21 protein-coding genes and 1 riboswitch are annotated in these 15,758 nt (G+C 65.6%); of the genes, 6 read left to right on the top strand and 15 right to left on the bottom strand.

Features of this window, described 5'->3' with window-relative positions:
- Positions 1-28: 28 nt before the first annotated feature.
- Positions 29-177: riboswitch (FMN riboswitch) on the top strand.
- A 99-nt stretch (positions 178-276) separates the two neighbouring features.
- The 4 genes from ribB (at position 277) to MARPU_RS03840 (ending at position 4,872) form a co-directional block, all read left to right on the top strand.
- Positions 277-981 (top strand): 3,4-dihydroxy-2-butanone-4-phosphate synthase, encoded by a 705-nt coding sequence (gene ribB, locus MARPU_RS03855; RefSeq protein ID WP_005224358.1) that lies wholly within the window; start codon positions 277-279, stop codon positions 979-981.
- Positions 982-1,198: 217 nt separating this feature from the next.
- Positions 1,199-2,389, top strand: coding sequence for an LbtU family siderophore porin (locus MARPU_RS03850; protein ID WP_005224357.1), 1,191 nt, complete (start codon positions 1,199-1,201; stop codon positions 2,387-2,389).
- A gap of 112 nt (positions 2,390-2,501) precedes the next feature.
- Positions 2,502-3,461 (top strand): CDF family Co(II)/Ni(II) efflux transporter DmeF, encoded by a 960-nt coding sequence (dmeF, locus tag MARPU_RS03845; RefSeq protein ID WP_005224356.1) that lies wholly within the window; start codon positions 2,502-2,504, stop codon positions 3,459-3,461.
- 151 nt (positions 3,462-3,612) lie between these two features.
- Complete coding sequence (locus MARPU_RS03840) at positions 3,613-4,872, top strand: NAD(P)/FAD-dependent oxidoreductase (protein ID WP_005224355.1); 1,260 nt, start codon at positions 3,613-3,615, stop codon at positions 4,870-4,872.
- A gap of 13 nt (positions 4,873-4,885) precedes the next feature.
- On the opposite strand, the gene MARPU_RS03835 is transcribed toward MARPU_RS03840, so the two are convergent.
- Positions 4,886-5,473: a YfbR-like 5'-deoxynucleotidase gene (locus MARPU_RS03835; protein ID WP_005224354.1), complete on the bottom strand. Its 588-nt coding sequence runs from the start codon at positions 5,471-5,473 to the stop codon at positions 4,886-4,888.
- Positions 5,474-5,871: 398 nt separating this feature from the next.
- Between MARPU_RS03835 and MARPU_RS03830 the strand changes: the two genes are divergently transcribed.
- Positions 5,872-6,117: a DUF2835 domain-containing protein gene (locus MARPU_RS03830; protein ID WP_005224353.1), complete on the top strand. Its 246-nt coding sequence runs from the start codon at positions 5,872-5,874 to the stop codon at positions 6,115-6,117.
- A 54-nt stretch (positions 6,118-6,171) separates the two neighbouring features.
- Positions 6,172-7,533, top strand: coding sequence for a DEAD/DEAH box helicase (locus tag MARPU_RS03825; protein WP_005224352.1), 1,362 nt, complete (start codon positions 6,172-6,174; stop codon positions 7,531-7,533).
- Positions 7,534-7,551: 18 nt separating this feature from the next.
- Here MARPU_RS03825 and MARPU_RS03820 read toward each other — a convergent pair whose 3' ends face one another.
- The 14 genes from MARPU_RS03820 to rplF all read right to left on the bottom strand — a co-directional run bounded on the left by MARPU_RS03820 (position 7,552) and on the right by rplF (position 15,746).
- Positions 7,552-8,289, bottom strand: a complete 738-nt coding sequence (locus tag MARPU_RS03820; protein ID WP_005224351.1) for a tellurite resistance TerB family protein — start codon at positions 8,287-8,289, stop codon at positions 7,552-7,554.
- Between the two features lie 80 nt (positions 8,290-8,369).
- Positions 8,370-9,113 carry an SAM hydrolase/SAM-dependent halogenase family protein gene (locus MARPU_RS03815; RefSeq protein ID WP_005224350.1) on the bottom strand — a complete coding sequence of 248 codons (744 nt, stop codon included), beginning with the start codon at positions 9,111-9,113 and terminating at the stop codon, positions 8,370-8,372.
- Positions 9,114-9,200: 87 nt separating this feature from the next.
- The gene (gene rplQ / locus MARPU_RS03810; protein WP_005224349.1) at positions 9,201-9,587 is read right to left on the bottom strand and encodes a 50S ribosomal protein L17; all 387 of its coding nucleotides are present in this window, start codon (positions 9,585-9,587) and stop codon (positions 9,201-9,203) included.
- A 56-nt stretch (positions 9,588-9,643) separates the two neighbouring features.
- A complete protein-coding gene (locus tag MARPU_RS03805) occupies positions 9,644-10,654 on the bottom strand; it encodes a DNA-directed RNA polymerase subunit alpha (protein ID WP_005224348.1) in 1,011 nt (336 codons plus the stop codon).
- Between the two features lie 21 nt (positions 10,655-10,675).
- Entirely contained in the window at positions 10,676-11,296 is a 621-nt protein-coding gene (gene rpsD / locus MARPU_RS03800) for a 30S ribosomal protein S4 (RefSeq protein ID WP_005224347.1), read from the bottom strand.
- Positions 11,297-11,315: 19 nt separating this feature from the next.
- Entirely contained in the window at positions 11,316-11,705 is a 390-nt protein-coding gene (gene rpsK / locus MARPU_RS03795) for a 30S ribosomal protein S11 (protein ID WP_005224346.1), read from the bottom strand.
- A gap of 36 nt (positions 11,706-11,741) precedes the next feature.
- Entirely contained in the window at positions 11,742-12,098 is a 357-nt protein-coding gene (rpsM, locus tag MARPU_RS03790) for a 30S ribosomal protein S13 (RefSeq protein ID WP_005224345.1), read from the bottom strand.
- An 83-nt stretch (positions 12,099-12,181) separates the two neighbouring features.
- Positions 12,182-12,295: a 50S ribosomal protein L36 gene (rpmJ, locus tag MARPU_RS16985; protein WP_005224344.1), complete on the bottom strand. Its 114-nt coding sequence runs from the start codon at positions 12,293-12,295 to the stop codon at positions 12,182-12,184.
- Between the two features lie 28 nt (positions 12,296-12,323).
- Positions 12,324-13,676, bottom strand: coding sequence for a preprotein translocase subunit SecY (secY, locus tag MARPU_RS03785; protein ID WP_005224343.1), 1,353 nt, complete (start codon positions 13,674-13,676; stop codon positions 12,324-12,326).
- Between the two features lie 19 nt (positions 13,677-13,695).
- A complete protein-coding gene (gene rplO / locus MARPU_RS03780) occupies positions 13,696-14,130 on the bottom strand; it encodes a 50S ribosomal protein L15 (protein ID WP_005224342.1) in 435 nt (144 codons plus the stop codon).
- 1 nt (position 14,131) lies between these two features.
- Complete coding sequence (gene rpmD / locus MARPU_RS03775) at positions 14,132-14,323, bottom strand: 50S ribosomal protein L30 (RefSeq protein ID WP_005224341.1); 192 nt, start codon at positions 14,321-14,323, stop codon at positions 14,132-14,134.
- A gap of 3 nt (positions 14,324-14,326) precedes the next feature.
- Complete coding sequence (gene rpsE / locus MARPU_RS03770; protein WP_005224340.1) at positions 14,327-14,833, bottom strand: 30S ribosomal protein S5; 507 nt, start codon at positions 14,831-14,833, stop codon at positions 14,327-14,329.
- A 10-nt stretch (positions 14,834-14,843) separates the two neighbouring features.
- Positions 14,844-15,200, bottom strand: a complete 357-nt coding sequence (rplR, locus tag MARPU_RS03765) for a 50S ribosomal protein L18 (RefSeq protein WP_005224339.1) — start codon at positions 15,198-15,200, stop codon at positions 14,844-14,846.
- Positions 15,201-15,212: 12 nt separating this feature from the next.
- Positions 15,213-15,746, bottom strand: a complete 534-nt coding sequence (rplF, locus tag MARPU_RS03760) for a 50S ribosomal protein L6 (RefSeq protein WP_005224338.1) — start codon at positions 15,744-15,746, stop codon at positions 15,213-15,215.
- Positions 15,747-15,758: the final 12 nt, after the last annotated feature.

The following is a 15,758-nucleotide window of genomic DNA, read 5'->3' as shown; positions in this document are numbered from 1 at the left end:
GGCCCCGGCTCGATCAGACTCAAGGCGCACCTATTCTCGGGGCAGGGTGAAATTCCCGACCGGCGGTGACTCCGCAACAGTGGACAGCCCGCGAGCGCCTGCCGTGACACGGCAGGGTCAGCAGACCCGGTGAGACTCCGGGGCCGACGGTTAGAGTCCGGATGACAGAGGATAGGGTCGCGACCCGGTCCGTCCCCTCGCGGGGGCGCGATCGCGCTGTGCCCGCTCCCCTTCACTGCCCTGATTCAGATCACTCGAACGTCGTTTCAGCGAGCCATGAATCAGATTCAAGCCTTTCCCCTACTCAACCGCTTCGGTGATCCCGAAACGCGTGTCGCCAACGCCATCGCCGCCCTGCGCGCAGGTTCCGGCGTCCTGCTCGTCGACGACGAAGACCGCGAGAACGAGGGCGACCTCATCTTCCCGGCCGAGACCATCGAGCCGGCACAGATGGCCATGCTCATCCGCGAGTGCAGCGGCATCGTCTGTCTCTGTCTCGAGGAGGCGCGGCTGCGCCAGCTCGAGCTGCCGATGATGGTCGAGGACAACACCAGTCGTAACGGCACCGCCTTCACCGTCACCATCGAGGCCCGCGAGGGCGTGACCACCGGCGTGTCGGCGGCCGATCGCGTCACCACCATCCGCACCGCGATCGCCCCGGACGCCCGCCCCGAGGACCTCGCGCGTCCCGGTCATGTGTTCCCGCTGCGCGCCCGCCCCGGCGGCGTGCTGGCGAGACGCGGTCACACCGAGGGCACCGTCGACCTGATGCGTCTGGCCGGCTTCACCCCCGCCGGCGTGCTCTGCGAGCTGACCAACCCCGACGGCACCATGGCACGACTGCCGGAGATCGTCGACTTCGCGCTGCGTCACCAAATGCCGGTGCTGACCATCGAGGATCTGGTCGCCTACCGTCAGCGCACCGAATCGGCCCCATCGATCGACCAGCTGGATGCCGCACTGACCCGCGAGTCGGCCTGACCTCTCTCCGTCGCGGCGTCCCCACGCCGCGACTGCTCCAACCCCATCGTACGATCGAGACCGCCCCGCAACCGCGGGGCGGGTCTTTGACAATCGCCATCTTGCTAATGTATAAACGAAAACGATTTGCGTTTGTGCATTCTCCGCGCATCGAACGCCGATCATGCTTTGCTTTGCGCCTTTCCGTTCGTGATTGTTTCTCAGGGGAAATAACAAGATGTCAGTTCGTACACTCTCGGCCGCGGTCGCGCTCGCGATCGCCGGTCAGGTCCCGGCCTATGCCGATACGCTCGAGCAGCGGGTCGCGCGCCTGGAGCAGCAGAATCAGGCCCAGGCGAAACTGATCGCCGAGCAGCAGGCCGCCCTTGAGGGTACACCCGAGCGGGTCAAGAAACTCGAGACCGCACTCGAGGAGCGACGCACGGAACAGAACTGGGGGACCGGCTGGTTCCAGCGCATCGAGATCGCCGGCCTGATCGAGGTCGAAGCCAACCACACCAGCCCTTATGTCGGCAGCGACGAGAGCGACATCGTGCTGGCGACCTTCGAGCTCGGCATCTCGGCACAGGTCAACGACTGGGTCGAGGCCAACGTCTCGCTACTCTACGAGGAGGATGACACCGACCTCGAGGTCGACAATGCCTTCGTCACCATCGCCAACCTCGAGCACAGTCCGCTGTTCCTCACCGCAGGTCAGTTCTACGTGCCCTTCGGCGCCTACGAGACCAACCTGGTCTCCGACCCGCTGACCCTGGAGATCGGCGAGGCGCGCGAGACCGCACTGCAGGTCGGCTTCGTCCACGGCGACTTCAACGGTAGCGTTTACGCCTTCAACGGCGACCGCAAGATCGACGGCGAGAACGAGATCGGCAGCTGGGGCGCCAACCTCGGCTTCGCCCAGGCGTTCGATGATCGTGCCTGGAGCCTCGGCCTCGGCTATATCAGCGATCTCGGTGACTCCGATACCCTGCAGGACGTGATCGCCGACAACCGCGCCGGCCTGGGCGATGCGAGCGAGCGCACCGGCGCCTGGACCGCCAACGCCGCGGCCACCTTCGGTCCCTTCAATCTGATCGGTGAGTACCTCGCCGCGACCGACGAGTTCGAGGCCAGCAGCCTAAGCTTCAAGGGCGAAGGCGCCAAGCCCAGTGCCTGGAACATCGAGGCCGGCTACACCTTCGAGGTGATGGGCAAGGAAGTGGTCGCCGCCGCAGCCTACCAGAGCACCAGCGAGGCGGTCGCGCTGGAGCTGCCTGAGGAGCGCTGGCTGGTCGGCGTCTCGGTCGGCGTGCTCGACAACACCGCGCTGTCGCTGGAGTGGTCGCACGACACCGACTACGATCGTCGCGAGGGCGGCACCGGCGAGTCGGGCAACACCATCCTGGCACAGCTCGCCGTCGAGTTCTGAGCCACGACGAAAACCGCACCGCCTCGTCGTCGGGGGGCGGCGGGCGCGGCGCGGCAACCCGGGACCGATCGAGCCGGTCCCGCTGATCGCAACCCGCAGGAGCCACCTCGACATGCACGTCCATACCCTCGAACACTGGCAACACAGCCACGACTTCGCGGTCCACAACGACCGTGGCGAGCGCCACACCTACTACGTGTTGCTGCTGACTGCCGTGGTGATGGTGATCGAGATCCTCGCCGGCAGCCTCTACGGCTCGATGGCCCTGCTCGCCGACGGCTGGCACATGGGCACCCATGTCGCCGCCTTCCTCATCGCTATCCTCGCCTATCGCTACGCCGCCCGCCACGCCAACGACCCCACTCATAGCTTCGGCACCGGCAAGGTCAATGTGCTCGGCGGCTTCGCCAGCGCCATCGCGCTCGGTACCGTGGCGCTGATGATGCTGATCGAGTCGCTGCAGCGGCTGATCGATCCCCAGACCATCCACTTCAACGAGTCGATCCTGGTCGCCCTGCTCGGGCTCGCGGTCAACATCGCCAGCGCCCTGCTGCTCAAGGACGCGCATCATCACCATCACGGCCACGCCCACCACCATGACCATGCGCGCGACGCGCGCCACGATCACGACCACAACCTGCGCGCGGCCTATGTACACGTCATCGCCGATGCCATGACCTCGCTGCTGGCCATCGCCGCGCTGCTCGCCGGCAAGCTGCTCGGCTGGCACTGGCTCGACCCGGTAATGGGCGTGGTCGGCGCCACCATCATTGCCGTCTGGGCCTATGGACTGCTGCGCGAGACCGCCCCGATCCTAGTCGACGCAAGCATTGAGGCGCCCTACCGCGAGGCGATCCGCGCGACGATCGAGGCCGACGCAGACAACCGCGTCGCCGATATCCATGTCTGGCGAGTCGGTGCCAATCACTATGCCGCCATCGTCTCGCTGGTGACCCACGAGCCACGACCGGTGGAGCACTACAAGCACCTGCTCGTCGACTTCGACCGCATCGCCCACCTCACCATCGAGGTCAACGCCTGCGCCGGTCCCTCCTGCCTGAGGTCTCGCTGAGATCCCCACACGACCGGCACGCGCGGCGCTGGAACTCGACGACGATCGCCACAACCTGAGATCCAGGGTCACCCACATTCACGCGCCGCGCCGCCCTGCCCCGCCCGAGACGGAGCCCTCCGGTCGCGGCGCAATCAGATCGAGGCATTCCATGGACGCAGACGTCATCGTCATCGGCGCCGGACTCTCCGGTCTCGCCTGCGCCATCCATCTTCGCAAGGCCGGTCTCGAGCCCCTGGTGCTCGAGGCCGGCGACCAGGTCGGTGGCCGCGTCGCCACCGAGCGACGCGACGGCTTCCTGCTCGACCGCGGCTTCCAGGTCCTGCAGACCTGGTACCCCGAGGCCCGGCGCATGCTCGACTATCAGGCTCTCGACCTGCGTCCCTTCTACCCCGGCGCGTTGAGTTGGTTCGACGGTCGGCTGCACCGCGTCAGCGACATCTGGCGACGCCCACTACGCCTGCCCCAGATGCTCGTCTCGCCGGTCGGCACCACAGCCGACAAGTTACGGCTGCTGCGACTCCGTCACCAGGCACTCACCGGTGATCTCACCGCACTCTATGCCCGTCCCGAGACCAGCGCGGCGGCGCGACTCGAGGCACTCGGCTTCTCGCCACGGATCCGCGAGCGCTTCTTCCTGCCGTTCTTCTCCGGGGTCTTCTTCGACCCGGAACTCGCGGTCTCGAGCCGGGCCTTCGAGTTCGTCTTTCGCGCCTTCGCGCTCGGTGACACCGCGTTGCCGGCCGGGGGAATGGCGCAGATTCCACGCCAGCTCGCTGCCCGGCTACCGAGCGGGACCATCCGGCTCGGCAGCCGGGTGGAGCGGATCGAACGCGATCGGGTACTGCTCGAGTCTGGACAGCGGCTACGCGCCTGCGCCGTGGTGATCGCCACCGACGCCAACGCCGCCGCGCGCCTGCTCGACGAGCCCCAGCACCCGATGCGCGCCACCACCTGCTTCCATTTCTCCGCGCCGCAACCCCCGATCGAGGACAACGCGCTGGTCATCAATGGCAGCGGCCACGGGGTGGTCAACAGCCTGCTGTGCCCGAGCAATCTCTCCGAGCACTATGCGCCGCCCGAGCGCGCCCTGGTGACGGTCAACTGCCTCGGTGCGACCCATAACCCGGATACTCTGGAGACACAGATCAGACAGGAGCTGGCGGCCTGGTTCGGAGAGGCAGTCGGCGGCTGGGAGCGACTCGCGGTCCATCGCATCCCCCAGGCGCTGCCACTCCAGCAGCCATCGGTGCAGCCACCGCGAGCGGCCCCGCAACGCGGCGAGCGAATCTGGCTGTGCGGAGAGGTGGCGGCCCCGACTTCAATCCACTGGGCGCTGAGCAGCGGCCGACTCGCCGCCGAGGCGGTGGTCGGCAGCGTCCGACCACGCGCGATACGTCAGCACGTCTGAACGTGCCTGCCGCTCACTCGAACAGCAGACGGTTGTCGGTACCGGCGCAACCGGCCATCTCGGCATAGAGACGCTCGACCTGGGTCCAGTCGAGCGCGGGGAAGACCGCCCGCGCCTCGGCGAGCTTGTCGCGCAGCGCTGTCTCGCTCTTGTCGGCGACCACCGCGGCATGGGCGCCGATACCTTCCTCGCGGATGAACAGACAGGCATCCATCAGGTCGGCGAGCTTGACGATGAAGGCCAGCGGGGTATGGCGCAGCGCCTGCTTGCGCGCGACCACCTCGGGGGCGATCTCGCGCTCGATCCGCTCCAGCGGGTCGGCGCGCCCCGCGACCTCGGCCACGCGACGCTTCAGTGGCGAGGGCATGTCGCCCATCAGCAGCTCCGGGGCATCGTGGAGCAAGGCATATTCCAACGCCTGCAGCCGCACCTCGGGAGCAGGCTCTTCGGGCATCACCCGCGAGAGCAGCTCGCGGGTGATCATCGCGACCAGATAGTGGTGCTCAGCAAGCGTCTGGTTGCGGGCACAGCGCACCGAGTGCCAGCGCGTGACATGACCGGAGCGGGCGATGTCACGCATGTTGAGCTTGAGGTCCTGCATCACGGCCATCCATCAAACGAGGGTCGGCCCATGCTGACCGAGTCGGGCGATGGGTGCAACGGCGTCAGAACCCGGTGACCGCCGCTTCGACCCCCTGGGTCCACCCCAGCCCCATCAAGGACACCAACACCATGCCAGCGGCCATTGAACCACTCAGGAACGCACGCATTTCTCTGTCTCCCTCGGGGACGCCCCCGTTCGATCGATTCTCTTCTCGTCAGCGACGGCGAGATGTCGCAGCGAATCGCTGCCGACACCCACACCAATACAGATAACGCCTCTCATTTCATTTTTCAATGACCACCATGTTCGGCACAACGGGGGAGCGGCCGGACAGGAGCCGACGGTACGGCTACAATGTGCCGATCACCGCGCCACGGCGCGCTCCAGACCCAACGATGCAACGCTACTACTTCACTCTCGACATCCCGGCCAGCGAGTATCTGCGCTACTACAGCGGCGCCGCGGCACGGGCGCTGGTCAAGACGCACGACGGGCGCACCCTGTCACTGCCGGCGGTGAACCTGCGTCGCTTTGTCACCAACGCGGGGATTCGAGGCACCTTCTGTCTCACCGTCGACGACGATCAGCGCTTCGTCTCCCTCGAACGCCAGGACCACGCCACGCCCGGCGTGCGCGCCTGAGCCGCTGCCCAGATCCAGCCCATCCCGGGCATGTCAGAACATCAGGTCTCCCCCATGAACATGCATTTTTCCGACTACCCGCTCGATCCCTCGCTGCTGCGCGGCCTCGAGCAGGCAGGCTATGAGCAACCGACCCCGGTCCAGGAGGCGGTGCTCGAGCCCGCCCTTGATGGTCGCGACCTGATGGTCTGCGCCGCCACCGGCTCGGGCAAGACCGCCGCCTTCCTGCTGCCGATGATGCAGCACATGCTCGAGACCCCCAAGGCCGACGGCGGCACCCGCGCGCTGATCCTGGTGCCGACCCGCGAGCTGGCGCGTCAGGTACGCGAGCACTTCATGCGCATCGGCGGTCACACCCGCCTCGGCGTCGACGTCATCACCGGCGGTGACTCGCGCGCCCACCAGATCGCCACCCTGCGCAGGAACCCGGAGTTCCTGATCGCCACCCCGGGACGGTTCCGCGAGATGCTCGAGCACGGTCGCACCGAACTCGACGACCTCGAGTTCCTGGTGCTCGACGAGGCCGACCGGATGCTCGAGATGGGCTTCGTCGAGGACGTGGTGACCATCATCGAGAACAGCAATCCCGACCGTCAGTCGCTGCTGTTCTCCGCCACCCTGGAGCGGCGCGGACTGGAGCGGATCACCGCACTCCTGCTCGACGACCCGCTGGCACTGACCCTGGACGCGGTGCGCGAGGCTCATCCCGACATCCGTCACCAGTGCTTGCTCAGCGACGAGGTCGCGCACAAGCGCGAGCAGCTGCGCTGGCTGCTCGCCAACGAGACCTTCGAGAAGGCACTGGTGTTCGTCAACAGCCGCGACCTGGCCACCGAGCTTGGCGGCTGGCTCGGCGCCCAGGGCGAACGGGTCGCCGTACTCCACGGCGAACTCGAGCAGCGCGAGCGCAACCGGGTGATGGGACTGCTCCAGCAGGGCAAGGTACGGGTGCTGGTCGCCACCGACCTGGCCGCACGCGGGATCGACGTCCCCGGGGTGGAGCGGGTGTTCAATCTCGAGGTGCCGCGCAACGGCGAGGACTATCTGCACCGCAGCGGACGCACCGGACGCGCCGGTGAGCAGGGCGTCGCCGTGAACCTGGTCGGGCCGACCGAATGGAACCGCATGGAGAGCATCAGCCGCTTCCTCGGCCTCACGCTCGAGTGGCGGGCGATCGATGAGCTGGCGGCACGCTTCAAGGGACCGGCGGCGAAGAAGCGGCGCAAGACCCCGGCCAGCCGGGTCAAGGCCAAGAAGACTCCGGCACGCGCCGCCAGCAAGACCAAGGACAAGCAGCGCCACCGTGATCGCAAGAACATCGGCAAGCGCCGCGCACCCTCGGGCAAGCCGATCGAGGCCGGTCATGCCCCACTGAGTCGCAAGCGTCGCGACGAGGGCGGGACCGAGGAGCGCTGAGTCGAGTCGGGCGCGCCCTCAGCCAGCAACCCCGAGGGCGCGCCGGAGCTGGGCGGTGACCTCTGGCGTCAACCCGGTGCGCGCAGCCAAGCCGTCGAGATAGGCGTGCTCCTCCGGGGTATCGACCTCGATCGCCAGCAGCGAGGCGGCATAGACCTCGGCGGCCGTCTCCCGATCGGGAATCTCGGCGGCGAAGGCGTCGAGGTCAAGCGGGCGCACCAGTTCATCGGCGAGCCACTGACGCACCTGCGCCTCGAGTCCGCTCGCCGCAGCCTGATCGACGATCCGCTGCATCTCGTCGACCCCGATCTGGCCGTCGCACTTGGCGGCATTGATCATCGCTCGCACCAGCAATCGCGCCTTGTCATCACGTGCCGTATCAGCCTGCGCCGGCTCGGGTTGCGCCGCCGGTGGCACCGACGACTGGGCAGCACCCTCCCCCTCGGGGTTGGCCAGCGCCTTGTAGGCCACCCCGGCGAGCATCGCCAGGGCACCGCCGGTGAGCGCGCCACGTACCGCATCCCCGCCGCCACCGAGTACCGAACCGAGTGCCGCCCCCAGCCCGCCGGCCTGGAGCGGATTATCGGCGGCCTGACCGAGCACCCCGCGCGCGCCGTCGAGCAGCGCGCTCAGACCGCTGCCACCCTCGCCGGGCGTGGTGGAGAACTGCCCCAACCCCTGGGTGAGACGTTGTACACCGCTGCCGGAGAGGTTGTTCTGCAGCAGTGAACCGAGTAGATCGCCGAAACCTGCCATGCCTTGACTCCCGCCGAGTTGGGCGCGACGCATGCCGCGCACGGATGCCATCACTCTAGCACCCAGAACGCGCGGCGCTGTCACCCCGGCATGACGAATGGCCCGATCGAATCGCCGGGAACCAGCCCCAGGGCATGATCAGCACGTCCCTGGTTGACCGCGATCTCGACCAGCCCGAGCGCATTCTCGTACCAGAAGGCTTCCCCCGGCTCGACCGCACAGAAGGTTCGCGCCCAGGGCAGCAAACGCGCACCGACACGCAAGGACTGCGCATGGTCGACCGGTCGCAGACCGGTCATCAGGTTGCCATAGTGATCGGCATAGAGGATCCGGCTGAGCATCTCCGGCCAGTCATGCCCCACGGGTCGATCGAGCCGGGTGGCGCCGATGTCCTCGCCCCGGCACAACCGCGCAGCCACCGGCAGGAACCAGTCGCGCCCGTGGAAGGTCGCGCTGCGCTGCGGCGGCAGCCAGCCGATCTGCCAGCACTGCCCTGCCCCGGCCATCAGGTGCGGCGCGAGCAGTCCATTGTCCGGGGCGACGAACCAGTCCTCGCCGACCTGCGCGACGACACCGTCGCGCGCGCCACCGACACCGGGATCGACGACACAGAGATAGAGGGTGCGCGGGGGCATGTCGCGCACCAACGCCGACAACAAATAGGCGGCGAGATCGGGACGAAAGGGCGGCAGATCGTGGACCAGGTCGATCACCGCATGATCGGGCAGGCAGGCGTCGAGCAGAGCCTGCATCTGCCCGAGATAGGGGCCGGCGCCAAAGTCGGTGACCAGGGCGATGCGTTCGACGACCGGAGCTTCGATCACGATGGACCTCGCACAGCGAATTCGAGACGAAAAAAAACCGGGCGGATGCCCGGTTTTTTCATGCGGCAACGCCGGAGACGTCGGAACTCAATCCTCGTCCTCGACCTCGGTCTGCACCGGACGGTCGACCAGCTCGACGTAGGCCATGGGGGCCGCGTCGCTGGAGCGATAACCACACTTGAGGATACGCAGATAGCCGCCGGGGCGACCCTGGTAACGCGGGCCGAGTTCGGCGAACAGCTTGCCGACGGCATCCTTGTCGCGCAGACGCGCGAAGGCCTGACGACGCGCGTGCACCGAGTCTTCCTTCGCCAGGGTGATCAGCGGCTCGGCGACCCGACGCAGCTCTTTGGCCTTGGGCACGGTCGTCTTGATCAGCTCGTGCTCAAACAGCGAAGCCGCCATGTTGCGAAACATCGCCTCGCGGTGCGAGCTGGTGCGATTCAGATGCCTTCCGGCTTTGCGGTGACGCATGATCCTTTTCCCGAATATCTTGTGATCGAGTGTTGTGTTCTAGAACCTGAGCGCGCTCAGCGGACGCTCAGTTCGGCGATGTTTTCAGGCGGCCAGTTCTCGAGCCGCATCCCCAGCGAGAGACCGCGCGTGGCGAGCACGTCCTTGATCTCCGTGAGCGACTTCTTGCCGAGATTCGGGGTCTTGAGCAACTCCACCTCGGTACGCTGGATCAGATCGCCGATCAGGTAGATGTTCTCGGCCTTCAGGCAGTTCGCCGAACGCACCGTCAGCTCCAGATCGTCGACCGGGCGCAGCAAGATCGGATCGTAGGGCGATTCATCGCGCTGCTCGACGGACTGGCTGTCCGCGGCACCCGTACCCTCGAGCACGACGAAGCTCGAGAGCTGGTCGCGCAGGATGGTCGCGGCGCGCTGGATCGATTCCTTGGGATCGATGGTGCCGTTGGTCTCCAGATCGATCACCAGACGATCGAGATCGGTGCGCTGCTCGACACGGGCCGACTGCACCTCGAGCGCGACACGACGCACCGGGCTGTAGGAAGCATCGAGCGGCAGCTTGCCGATCGGACGGTCCTCGCCCTCTTCGCTCTCACGCGCGGTCGCCGGCTCGTAGCCACGACCACGACGCACCGTCAGGGTCATGCTCAGCTCACCCTCGGTGAGGTTGGCGATCACCAACTCGGGGTTGGCGATGGTGGCCGAGTGATCGAGTTCGATGTCGGCGGCGGTCACCGGACCGGGACCGGACTTGCTCAGGGTGAAGGTCGCCTCGTCCTTGCCGTCGAGCGAGATCGCAAGCTGCTTGAGGTTGAGCAGGATCTCGAGGACGTCTTCCTGCACGCCCTCCATGGTGGTGTACTCATGGAGGACGCCCTGGATCTCGACCTCGGTGACGGCATAGCCATCGATCGAGGAGAGCAGAATGCGCCGCAGCGCATTACCCAGGGTGTGCCCGAAACCACGCTCCAGGGGCTCTAGCGAAACCTTGGCGTGGTTCGGGCTGCCATCGACCAGGTCGACCTTGACGATGCGTGGTTTCAGAAATTCGCCAATAGCGTCAGTCATTAGTGCCCCTCTGGAAGCGCCTTACTTGGAGTACAGCTCGACGATCAGCGATTCATTGATGTCCGCCGGCAGATCGGAACGATCGGGAACACGCTTGAAGACGCCTTTCATGGCCTTGGTGTCGACCTCGACCCAGTCGGAGAAGCCGTACTGCTCGGCCAGCGACAGCGCGTTCTGCACGCGCACCTGCTTGCGAGCGGCCTCACGGACCTCGATCTCGTCATCGACGCCGACCTGGAAGGAGGCGATGTTGACGATACGGCCGTTGACCAGGATGGCCTTGTGGCTGACCAGCTGACGTGCCTCGGCGCGAGTGGCGCCAAAGCCCATGCGATAGACGACGTTGTCGAGACGACGCTCGAGCAGCTGGAGCAGGTTCTCGCCGGTTGCACCCTTGGTGCCGGCGGCCTTCTTGTAGTAGTTGCGGAACTGCTTCTCGAGCACGCCGTAGATGCGACGCACCTTCTGCTTCTCACGCAGCTGCAGACCATAGTCGGAGAGGCGCCGACGACGGTCGGTGGTCTGTCCGGGCTGCTTCTCGAGGTTGCACTTGGTGTCCAGAGCGCGCGCGCGGCTCTTCAAGGAGAGATCGGTCCCCTCGCGACGCGCCAGCTTGCAGGTTGGGCCTGTGTAACGTGCCATGTCTCTTCCTGTTGATCTGTCAGACGCGCCGCTTCTTGGGCGGACGGCAGCCGTTGTGCGGGATCGGGGTCACATCGGTGATGCTGGTGATCTTGAAACCCGCGTTGTTGAGTGCGCGCACGGCGGACTCACGACCCGGCCCCGGCCCCTTGACGTTCACGTCCAGGTTGCGCAGGCCGTATTCCTTGGCAGCCTGACCGGCACGATCGGCGGCAACCTGAGCCGCGAAGGGCGTGCTCTTGCGCGAACCGCGGAAGCCCGAACCACCGGCGGTGGCCCAGGCCAAGGCGTTGCCCTGACGATCGGTGATCGTGATGATGGTGTTGTTGAAGGAGGCGTGGACGTGCGCAATGCCGTCTGCAACCTGCTTCTTGACCTTTTTCTTGGTGCTGCGAATCGGTTTAGCCATTCGACGTAATCCAGCTAATCTGCTGCGCCAGGGCGCTTAGCGTTTGATCGGACGACGCGGCCCCTTGCGGGTCCGTGCGTTGGTGCGCGTGCGCTGACCACGCAGGGGCAGGCCGCGACGATGACGGATGCCGCGGTTGCAGCCGAGGTCCATCAGGCGCTTGATGTTCATCGACACTTCACGACGCAGATCGCCCTCGACGGAGAATCTGGCGACCTCGCCACGCAGCTTCTCGACCTCTTCCTCGGTGAGGCTCTGGATCTTGGTGTCACGCGGAATACCTGCCGCGTCGCAGATCTCGCCCGCGCGGGTGCGGCCGATGCCGTAGATCGCGGTCAACGCGATCACGGCGTGCTTTTTGTCGGGAATGTTGACGCCGGCGATACGGGCCATAGCTACGAACCCCTCAGTCCTAAATGCTCAGCGGGTAAACCGCGCAGTATAACAAATTGCTTACTGTAGTCAACGGGAGTCCGTCAACCCTGGCGCTGCTTGTGACGGGGGTCGGAACAGATGACCCGCACCGTTCCATTCCGCTTGATCACCTTGCAGTTTCTGCACAACTTCTTGACCGATGCACGCACTTTCATTCTTGTCTCCTAAGAGTCGGGGCCTTCTTCAGCGCAACATGCCGGCGCCGGGTGACTTCAGGTTGGCCTTCTTCATCAGGCCCTCGTACTGATGCGACATCAGGTGAGCCTGAATCTGCGCCATGAAGTCCATGACCACGACCACTACGATTAACAGTGAGGTGCCGCCGAAATAGAACGGCACGTTGTAACCCACGATCAGGAACTCAGGCAGCAAGCAGACAGCGGTGATGTAGATCGCGCCTGCTGCCGTCAACCGGGTCATGACGGTATCGATGTAGCGCGCCGTCTGCTCCCCCGGACGGATCCCCGGAATGAAAGCCCCAGAGCGCTTGAGGTTGTCGGCCGTCTCCTTCGCATTGAACACCAGCGCGGTGTAGAAGAAGCAGAAGAAGATGATCGCCGTCGCGTAAAAGAGCACGTAGACCGGCTCACCGGGCGAGAGCTTCGCGGTGATGTCGGCCAGCCAACGCAGATCCTCGTTGCTGCCGAACCACTGCCCCAGCGTCCCTGGGAAGAGGATGATGCTGGAGGCGAAGATCGGCGGGATGACGCCGGCCATGTTGAGCTTGAGCGGCAGGTGCGTGCTCTGCGCCTGCATCATCCGCCGCCCCTGCTGGCGACGTGCGTAGTTGACGGTAATCCGCCGCTGCCCGCGCTCGACGAACACCACGAATGCGGTGACCGCCAATGCCAGGGCGAACAGCGCGAGGACCGCCAGCGAGTTCATCTCACCGGTGCGCGCCAGCTCCAGGGTGCCGCCGAGCGCCGAGGGCAGACCGGCGACGATACCCGCGAAGATGATCAGCGAGATGCCGTTGCCGATACCGCGCTCGGTGATCTGCTCGCCGAGCCACATCAGGAACATGGTGCCGGTCACCAGCGACACGGTCGCAGTGAACACGAACCCGGGACCGGCGTGGGAGACCAACGCCGAACCACCAGCGGTCTGACCCTGCAGCGCCATCGAGATACCGATGGCCTGAAAGGTCGCGAGCACCACGGTACCGTAGCGGGTGTACTGAGTGATCTTGCGGCGACCGGACTCGCCTTCCTTTTTCAACTGTTCGAGCTTCGGCAACACCGCCGTCATCAACTGCATGATGATGGAGGCGGAGATGTAGGGCATGATGCCCAGCGCGAACAGACTGGCGCGCTCCAGGGCACCTCCCGAGAACATGTTGAACATGTCCAGGATCGACCCCTGGTTCTGATCGAACAGGATGGCCAAGGCCTCGGGGTTGACGCCCGGGACCGGGATGAAGGTACCGATACGATAGACGAGCAGTGCGCCGAGCACGAACAGCAGGCGCTGACGCAACTCTGTCAACCGCCCCATACCGCCGAGCGCACTTCCCATGGATCCGACGTTCTTGGCCATCTGCTACGCGCCTTCCCGATTAGTCCTCGACCTTGCCGCCCGCCGCTTCGATCGCCGCGCGCGCACCCTTGGTCACGCCCAGGCCACGTACGGTGACAGCCCGCGAGATCTCGCCCGAGGCGATGACCTTGACCGACTTGATACGGTGGTTCAATACCCCGGCCGCGACCAGCGCAGCGAGATCGACGGTGTCGCCCTCGACCAGGGCCAACTCGTTCAGGCGCACCTCAGCCTGGACCAGCGCCTTGCGCGACCGGAAACCGACCTTCGGCAGACGACGCTGCAGCGGCATCTGACCGCCCTCGAAGCCGACCTTGTGGAAACCACCGGAACGCGACTTCTGACCCTTGTGGCCGCGGCCACAGGTCTTGCCGAGTCCGCTGCCGATCCCGCGACCGACGCGCTTGGCAACCTTGCGGCTGCCCTCGTCGGGCTTCAGCTCATTGAGTCGCATCTCAAGACTCCTCCACGACCTTAACCATGTAGGACACGGTGTTGACCATGCCGCGGGTGCAAGGGGTGTCCTCGACCTCGACGACCTGGTGCATGCGCCGCAGACCGAGGCCGCGGACGCAGGCCTGGTGACGCTCGAGGCGTCCATGGACGCTGCGCACCAGCTTGACCTTCATCATCTTCTTGTCAGCCATCGCTTACCCCAGAATCTCTTCGACGGTCTTGCCGCGCTTGGCAGCGACGAGCTCGGCGTCGTTCATCTTGCGCAGGCCTTCGATGGTCGCCTGGACGACGTTGATCGGGTTGTTGGTGCCGATGCACTTGGCCAGCACGTTCTGCACCCCGAGCACCTCGAAGACGGCACGCATCGCGCCGCCGGCGATGATACCGGTACCCTCGGAGGCCGGCTGCATGAACACGCGGGCCGCGCCGTGACGCCCCTGCAGCGGGTACTGCAGCGTGGTGCCATTGAGCTTGACGTCGATCATGTTCTTGCGGGCATTCTCCATCGCCTTCTGGATCGCCACCGGCACCTCACGCGCCTTGCCGCGACCGAAGCCGACCCGACCCTTGCCGTCGCCGACCACGGTCAGCGCCGCAAAGCCGAACTGACGTCCGCCCTTGACCACCTTGGCGACCCGATTGACGGTCACCAGCTTTTCCAGAAGCTCGTCGCCTTCTGTCTTTGGATTGAAGTTCGCCATGATCGAGTCCTTAGAATTTCAGTCCGTGTTCACGGGCGGCATCGGCGAGCGCCTTGACACGGCCGTGATAGCGGAAGCCGGAACGATCGAAGGCGACCGATTCCACACCAGCGGAGCGCGCGCGCTCGGCGATCGCCTGACCGATGACGGCCGCGGCTGCGACGTTACCCTTGTGGCCCTCGATCGCTTGACGCAGGTCCTTGTCGAGGGTCGAGGCGCTGGCCACGACCTTGTCGCCCTCGGGAGCGATGACCTGGGCGTAGATGTGCCGGGGCGTACGGTGCACGCACAGACGGAAGACACTGAGCTCCCGGATCTTGGCACGAGCCCGCGCCGCACGGCGCAGACGAGCTTGTTTCTTATCCATTGCCTAGACCCCTTATTTCTTCTTGGCTTCCTTACGCAGGACGTTCTCGTCCGCGTAACGCACGCCCTTGCCCTTGTAGGGTTCCGGCGGACGGAACCCACGGATCTTCGCCGCGACCTGACCGACCTGCTGCTTGTCGGCACCGCTGACGACGATCTCGGTCTGACTCGGGGTCTCGATGGTGATGCCCTCGGGCACCGGAAAATCGATCGGGTGCGAGAAGCCGAGGTTGAGGTTGAGCACCTTGCCCTTGGCCTGAGCGCGATAGCCCACGCCGACCAGGGTCAGCTTACGAGTGAAGCCGGTGCCGCAGCCCACGACCATGTTATTGATCAGCGCCCGAGTGGTGCCGGCCATGGCCCAGTCCTTCTCGTACCCTTCGGCACGAGCGACCAGCAGCTGACCGTTTTCCTCACAGACGCGGACCGCCGGATGCACGGTCCACTCCATCGAACCCTTGGGGCCGGAGACCTTGACGTCCTGACCTTGGAGTTCGACTTTAACCCCATTGGGGATGGCGACCGGTGCCTTTGCAACGCGAGACATAGTTCCGACCTC

It is taken from the genome of Marichromatium purpuratum 984 (assembly GCF_000224005.2).
GTDB classification, from domain to species: domain Bacteria; phylum Pseudomonadota; class Gammaproteobacteria; order Chromatiales; family Chromatiaceae; genus Marichromatium; species Marichromatium purpuratum.
This window is presented reverse-complemented; position numbering and strand designations above follow the sequence as displayed.